5 protein-coding genes and 1 pseudogene are annotated in these 6,723 nt (G+C 68.1%); 3 read left to right on the top strand and 3 right to left on the bottom strand.

What is annotated here, in order from left to right; genetic code table 11:
* Positions 1-491 (bottom strand): annotated as a pseudogene (locus B3E43_RS09790) (3-deoxy-8-phosphooctulonate synthase); the annotation flags it as partial.
* A gap of 69 nt (positions 492-560) precedes the next feature.
* Between B3E43_RS09790 and B3E43_RS09785 the strand changes: the two are divergent.
* Genes B3E43_RS09785 through B3E43_RS09775 form a run of 3 tightly spaced genes read left to right on the top strand, consistent with a single transcriptional unit; the run spans position 561 to position 4,149 of the window.
* Entirely contained in the window at positions 561-2,024 is a 1,464-nt protein-coding gene (locus B3E43_RS09785; RefSeq protein WP_292028915.1) for a cryptochrome/photolyase family protein, read from the top strand.
* 33 nt (positions 2,025-2,057) lie between these two features.
* Positions 2,058-3,278 carry an SAM-dependent methyltransferase gene (locus B3E43_RS09780; RefSeq protein WP_292028914.1) on the top strand — a complete coding sequence of 407 codons (1,221 nt, stop codon included), beginning with the start codon at positions 2,058-2,060 and terminating at the stop codon, positions 3,276-3,278.
* Positions 3,279-3,309: 31 nt separating this feature from the next.
* Complete coding sequence (locus B3E43_RS09775; protein ID WP_349677577.1) at positions 3,310-4,149, top strand: sulfurtransferase; 840 nt, start codon at positions 3,310-3,312, stop codon at positions 4,147-4,149.
* 3 nt (positions 4,150-4,152) lie between these two features.
* Here the strand turns inward: B3E43_RS09775 and B3E43_RS09770 are convergent, their stop codons facing one another.
* Entirely contained in the window at positions 4,153-5,466 is a 1,314-nt protein-coding gene (locus B3E43_RS09770; protein ID WP_292028910.1) for a dicarboxylate/amino acid:cation symporter, read from the bottom strand.
* Between the two features lie 28 nt (positions 5,467-5,494).
* Positions 5,495-6,622, bottom strand: a complete 1,128-nt coding sequence (locus B3E43_RS09765) for an amino acid ABC transporter substrate-binding protein (RefSeq protein ID WP_292028908.1) — start codon at positions 6,620-6,622, stop codon at positions 5,495-5,497.
* Between the last annotated feature and the right edge of the window lie 101 nt (positions 6,623-6,723).

The raw sequence follows: 6,723 nt of genomic DNA, 5'->3' as shown, positions 1-6,723 counted from the left end.
AGGAACTGCCCCTTCTTGATGTTGATCACCTTGCCCGTCGCGGCGGCGGCCAGCAGCAGGTCGGTCTGGCGGCTCAGGAAGGCCGGTATCTGCAGCACGTCCACCGCCTCGGCGGCGATGCGGCAATGCTCCTCGGTATGCACGTCGGTCAGCACCGGCAGTCCGGTGACCTCGCGAATCTCGGCGAAGATCGGCAGCGAGCCTTCCAGGCCGAACCCGCGCGCGGCGGTCGCCGAGGTCCGGTTCGCCTTGTCGAAACTGGTCTTGTAGATGATCCCGACATTCAGCCGCTCGCCGATCTCCTTCAGCGCGTGGGCCATCTCCAGCGCATGCTGGCGGCTCTCCAGCTGGCAGGGGCCGGCGATGAAGACGATCCGCTGTCCGCCGCCGATGGAAACGGGGCGTTTCAGCCCGTCCTTGATGTCGATGATGGCGTTTGGCTTGGACAAGGCGGATTTCCCGGATTTGCAGCTTGGCGACGCGCGACTCATGCCGCACTCATGCGGCGATGAGGTGGCGTCGGACGGTGTGGTTCGCAAGCTATCACGGAGCCCGCACGCATGACCATCGAGGCCGAGGACCGTCCTGTCATCCTGTGGTTCCGCCAGGATCTCCGACTGGCGGACAATCCGGCCCTTGCTCACGCCGTCGAGACCGGCCGGCCCATCCTGCCGGTCTACATCCTCGACCAGGGGTCCGCGGCCCCGTCGATCGGCGCCGCCTCCCTGTGGTGGCTCGACAAGTCCCTGCGTGCACTGGACGGGTCGCTTCGGGCGCGCGGCTCACGCCTCATTCTCCGCCGCGGCGACAGTGAGGCCGAGCTCCGCCATCTGATCGATGAGACGGGCGCCGACGCCGTCTACATGAACCGCCGGTTTGAACCCGCCGCCTTCGCCCGCGACGCCGACATCGCCCACGGGCTTCAGGCCGAAGGCGTGGCCTGCAAGGGCTGGAACGGAACCCTGCTGACCCGGCCGGGATCGGTGCTGAACGGCTCCGGTCAGCCCTACAAGGTCTTCACGCCGTTCCACCGGACCCTGCTGGCGACCGTCGCGGCGCCGCCACACGCTTCGGCGCCCGCGGGCCTCGCGACGCCGCCGGGGGCCGCTTCCGACGACATCGACGCCTGGGGCCTGCACCCGACCCGGCCTGACTGGTCCGGCGGTTTCGACTGGACGCCCGGTGAAGCCGGCGCGGAAGCCGCCCTTGCCGCCTTCCTGTCACGCGGCCTGAAATCCTACAGCACCGGCCGCGACATCCCGGCCGAGCCGGCGACCAGCCGCCTGTCGCCGTACCTGCATTTCGGCGAGATCAGCCCCTGGCGCGCGGTCGAGGCCGCCCGCACGGCCGCGGCCGAGGGCCATGTTCCCGCCGCCGAAGCCGAAAAGTTCGTGGCCGAGATCGGCTGGCGCGAATTCTCCGCCCATCTGCTGCACGCCTTCCCGCAGATGACCGATAAGGCCTTCCGTCCGGAGTATGACGCCATGCCGTGGCGCGACGACCCTGTCGATCTGGACGCCTGGCAACGCGGCCAGACCGGCTATCCCGTCGTGGACGCCGGCATGCGGGAGCTGTGGGCCACCGGCTTCATGCACAACCGGGTGCGCATGATCGTCGCCTCCTTCCTGATCAAACACCTGCTGATCGACTGGCGGGAGGGCGAGGCGTGGTTCCGCGACACCCTCGTGGACGCCGATCTCGCGTCGAATGTGCAGAATTGGCAGTGGGTCGCGGGATCCGGCGCCGATGCTTCACCGTACTTCCGCATCTTCAACCCGATCACCCAGGGACGGAAATTCGATGCAGACGGCCGATATGTCCGCCGGTGGGTCCCGGAGCTCCGCGGAGTTCCCGACCGCTGGCTCCACGCGCCCTGGACCGCGCCTCCTGAAATCCTCCGCGACGCCCGCGTCCGGCTCGGCGCCGACTATCCTCGTCCGATCGTCGATCACGACCTGGCCCGCCGGCGCGCCCTCGACGCGCTTGGAGCCGTCGTCGCTCATCGTATCCCGGATGGGGATTGACGGGCGCTTGCCCCATAACCACCCTTTCCAGCCATGACATCGGTCACCACCGAGCGCATCGAGACCGCCGCCCGCACCCCGCGCGGGTTCACGCTGCTGCTACGCCTTCTGGCCGCCAACTGGACCTTCGGCCGCCTCACCGTCATCCTGCCCAACGGCGAGACGCACCAGCTGGACGGCCCCCAGCCCGGGCCCGCCGCGGTCTTCGACATCAAGGACTATCGCTTCGCCCGGCGCGTGCTGGCTTCGGGCGATATCGGTTTCGCCGAGGGCTATATGGCCGGCGAGTGGGAGAGCCCGCAGCTGGCCGCCCTGCTGGGATCCTTCGCCCACAACTATGATCACATCCGCCGGCTCGCCGACGGCAACCCCGTAATGCAGGCGATCAACTGGCTGTCGCACAAGCGGAAACGTAACAGCCGCGCCGGGTCGAAGAAGAACATCCACGCCCACTACGACCTGGGCAACGCCTTCTATGCGTCCTGGCTGGACGGGACGATGACCTATTCCTCGGCCCGGTTCACCCGCGCCGGCATGGCGCTCGACGCAGCCCAGCGGGAGAAATATGCCGCCCTCGCCCGACTCATGGACCTCAGGTCCGGCCAGTCCGTGCTCGAGATCGGCTGCGGCTGGGGCGGGTTCGCCGAGTTTGCGGCGAAGGAGATCGGCGCACGGGTCACCGCTGTCACCATCTCCCGGGAGCAGTTCGACTTCGCCCGCCAGCGCATGTTCAACGCCGGTCTGGCCGAGCGGGCCGATATCCAGCTGATCGACTATCGCGACGTCGAGGGCCGTTTCGACCGGGTCGCCTCGATCGAGATGTTCGAGGCCGTGGGGCAGGAATACTGGCCCGCCTATTTCAGCAAGATCCGCGACGTTCTGGAGCCGGGTGGCCGGGCCGGCCTGCAGATCATCACGATCGAGGACGCCCTGTTCGACGACTACAACCGGCGCACCGACTTCATCCAGAAATACATCTTCCCGGGCGGCATGCTGCCGTCCGAGGAACGGCTGAAGCCCGTCATAGACCGTGCCGGCCTCACCTGGCGCGAGGTGGAACGGTTCGGACAGGACTATGCCGATACGCTGAAACTCTGGGACGAGCGCTTCCAGTCCGCCTGGGGCGATATCCGGCGTATGGGCGGGTTCGACGAGCGATTCCGTCGCCTGTGGCGATTCTATCTGGCCTATTGCGAGGCCGGGTTCCGTTCGGCGCGGACGGATGTCATCCAGCTGGCGCTCACCCGCCCCTGACCCGACGGTCCTGCGATGTTAGAACATGGGCATGGACTCGCCCCTGATCTCGACCGCCGACCTCGCCGCCCGCCTCGACGAGCCCGGCCTGCGCCTTGTCGACGCGAGCTGGCATCTCGATGGCCGCGATGGCCGGCCGGATTTCGAGTCCGCCCGCCTGCCCGGCGCGGTCTTCTTCGACCTCGAGGCCAGTTCCGACCCGGACAGTCCCCTGCCGCACATGCTGCCGACGCCCGGTTTCTTCGCGGCCCGCATGGGTCGGCTCGGCATCTCTGCGGACGACAGCATCGTCGCCTATGACACCCTCGGCATCCGCTCATCGGCCCGGTGCTGGTGGATGTTCCGGGCCCTGGGCGCCCGCGACGTCCGCGTCCTCGACGGCGGCCTGCCGAAATGGCGGTCGGAGGGCCGTCCGATCGAAAAGGGGCAGTCAACGCCGCCTGCGGCCGCGACCTTCGCACCTTGCCAACGCCCGGACTTGGTGGCTGACATCGACGCCGTCCGCGACGCCCTTCAGGCCGGAGGTCAGGTGCTGGACGCCCGCGCCGCCGATCGCTTCGAGGGCCGCGCGCCCGAGCCCCGCGCCGGTCTGCGGTCCGGCCACATGCCCGGCGCCCTGAACCTGCCCTTCCCGGCGATCCTGGATCCCGACGGCGCCATGAAACAGGGCGAGGCGCTGGACGCCGCCTTCCGCGCGGCCGGAGTCGATGTGGAGCGACCGGTCATTACCACCTGCGGCTCCGGCGTTACCGCCGCCATCCTCAGTCTCGGCTTGGCCGTCCTGGGCAAGCCTTCCCGACTCTATGACGGAAGCTGGGCCGAATGGGGCGGCCGGGCGGACACAGAGGTCGTGTCCGCCCCGCCCGCCTGAGCCTCAGTGCGGCGGAGCCACCGCCGGCAGCTCCAGATCATCCGGCACGATCGCATCGGTCTCGCCGCGCGACACCACCGTCGCCGCCACCAGGTCGCCGGTGACGTTCAGGGTGGTGCGGCACATGTCGAGGAAGCGATCGACGCCGAGGATAAGGCCGATGCCTTCCGCCGGCACGCCGACCATGACGAGGATCAGGGCGATGACCGGCAGCGAACCTGCCGGCACGCCGGCCGTGCCGATGCCGCCGAGAATGCAGACCAGCATGACCACCAGCTGCTGCTGCAGGTTCAGGTCGATGCCGAAGAACTGGGCCAGGAACAGGACCGTGACGCCCTCGAACAGGGCAGTGCCGTTCTGGTTCGCCGTAGCCCCCACCGTCAGCACGAAGCGCGAGATGCGCTTCGGCAGCTTCAGCTTCTCTTCCGCCGCCTTGATGGCGATCGGCAGGGTCGCGTTGGACGAGGCGGTCGAGAAGGCCACCACAAAGGGCTCGCGGACGCCGTTGGCGAACTTCAACGGGTTCATCCCGCCGAAGATCCAGACCAGCAGCGGATAGACGATGAACATGTGGATCGCCATCGCTCCCACCGCCACGCCCGCATAGGCTCCCAGCTTGACCAGAAGCTCCCAGCCGAACACGGCCGAGAGATTGAACATCAGCGCCGCGATCGCGATCGGCGCCAGTTTGATGACCAGGTTGATGAGCTTCATCATCACCTCGAACAGCCCCTGCAGCGTCTGCTGCAGGGCGTCCGTGGCCGGCGACTTGGCCATGACCATGCCGATGCCGAAGATCAGGGCGAAGACCATGACCGGCAGGATCTGGTTGTCGGCGGCCGCGGTGACGACGTTCGAAGGGATCATGTCGAGGAAGAACTGGCCCGCCTCGATGGTCTTGGGCGCATTGCCGACGATGGTGGCGGCGCCTTCCGCGCCGTCGGCCAACAGTTGCTGGGCCAGGGCCTGATCGACGCCCGCGCCGGGCTGGAAATAGTTGACCATGCCCAGGCCGATGCCGACGGCGATGGCCGAGACCAGAACGGTGAACACCAGGGTCTTGAAGCCGACCCGGCCGAGCGACTTCAGATCGCCCATCTCCGCCACCCCGACCGCGAGGGCTGCGAACAACAGCGGCAGGACCAGCATGAACAGCAGGCGCAGGAAGATCTGGCCGACCGCCTGGATGATGTCCATCACCCAGGGGATGACCTCGAGCCCCATCAGGTTGACGTAAAGCCCCCCGCCCATGCCGGCGGCGAAGCCCAGCAGCATCCAGAGATAGAGCGGGATCCCACCACGTTTCGTCGTTTCCATCGTTCCCCCTGGCGCCTGTCCCGGCGTCCTATCGAATCGGCAGGGCGTAGATCAGCCCGGCAGGTCTTGCGTTCCATTGTGCGTTAAGCCCACGGGCCAGGTCGAGCGAGGAATCCGTCCCGACGTTCCGCAGGAAGATTTCGCCGTAGTTTCCCTCGGCTTCGATCGCCGCCTTCGCCCAGTCCTTGCGCAACCCCAGCATCGGTCCGACCTCGCCCTCGACGCCCAGCAGGCGACGGACGGCCGGATTGGGCGACTGCTCTGCCATCTCACCCGCATTATCACTGGTCACGCCCAGCTCCTCGGCCAGGATCAGGGCGTTCAGCGTCCAGCGCACGATCGAGGTCCAGGCCTCGTCGCCGCGCTTGACCGCCGGCCCCAACGGCTCCTTCGAGATCACATCCGGCAGTATGGCGTGTTGCTCCGGGTTGGACATCGTGGTCCGCGCCGCCGCCAGGGCGGAGATGTCCGCGCTCAGGGCGTCGCAGTCTTCCCGCGCATAGGCCGCCCGCGCGGCCTCCTCATTGGCGGCGACCACCGGCGTGTACTCCAGCGACCGCGCGCGGAACCAGTCCGCAACGTTCAACTCCGTGGTCGAGGCGCGCTGCACACACACGCGGGCGCCGTTCAGTTCGGCGGCCGTGGCCAGATCCAGCGACCGGCGGACCAGAAAGCCCTGGCCGTCATAGTAGTTGACCCCGGCGAACCGCACGCCTTCCTGCGCCTCCCGCGACAGGGTCCACGATGTCGACCGCCACAGCACGTCGACCCGGCCGCTGCGCAGCCCTTCGAACCGCTGGCTGCCGGTCAGGGGCACGAAACGGACGGCGTTCGCATTGCCCAGCACCGCCGCCGCCAGGGCGCGGCAGAAATCGGCGTCGAAGCCGCGCCATTCTCCGCGATTGTCCGTGTAGGCGAAGCCGACCAGCCCCTCGTGCACGCCGCAGTTCAATCGCCCGCGTCGCTTGATCGCCGCGAGGGTCGGACTGGCGAAATCGGGCGCTGCGGTCTGGCTCTGGGCCGAGGGGTCGGCCCTGTCGTCGGCCTCTCCCGCGCGCTCGCCGCGTCCGCATGCGGCGACGGTCAGGACCAGGACAGTCGCCAGCGTGATCGCGGCGCCTTTCGCCGTCCTTCGCCCCGTCGATTGTGCCCGCATCCGCGCCTCGCCGAAATTCGTCAGACCTTGCGCCCCGCCTGCTTTAGAGGCCTTTGGAGGCTGAACCGCAACCCTCCGTTCCAGCGCAGATGACCGATCGA

This window comes from Brevundimonas sp. UBA2416 (assembly GCF_002343105.1).
In the GTDB taxonomy this organism is placed as follows: domain Bacteria; phylum Pseudomonadota; class Alphaproteobacteria; order Caulobacterales; family Caulobacteraceae; genus Brevundimonas.
This window is presented reverse-complemented; position numbering and strand designations above follow the sequence as displayed.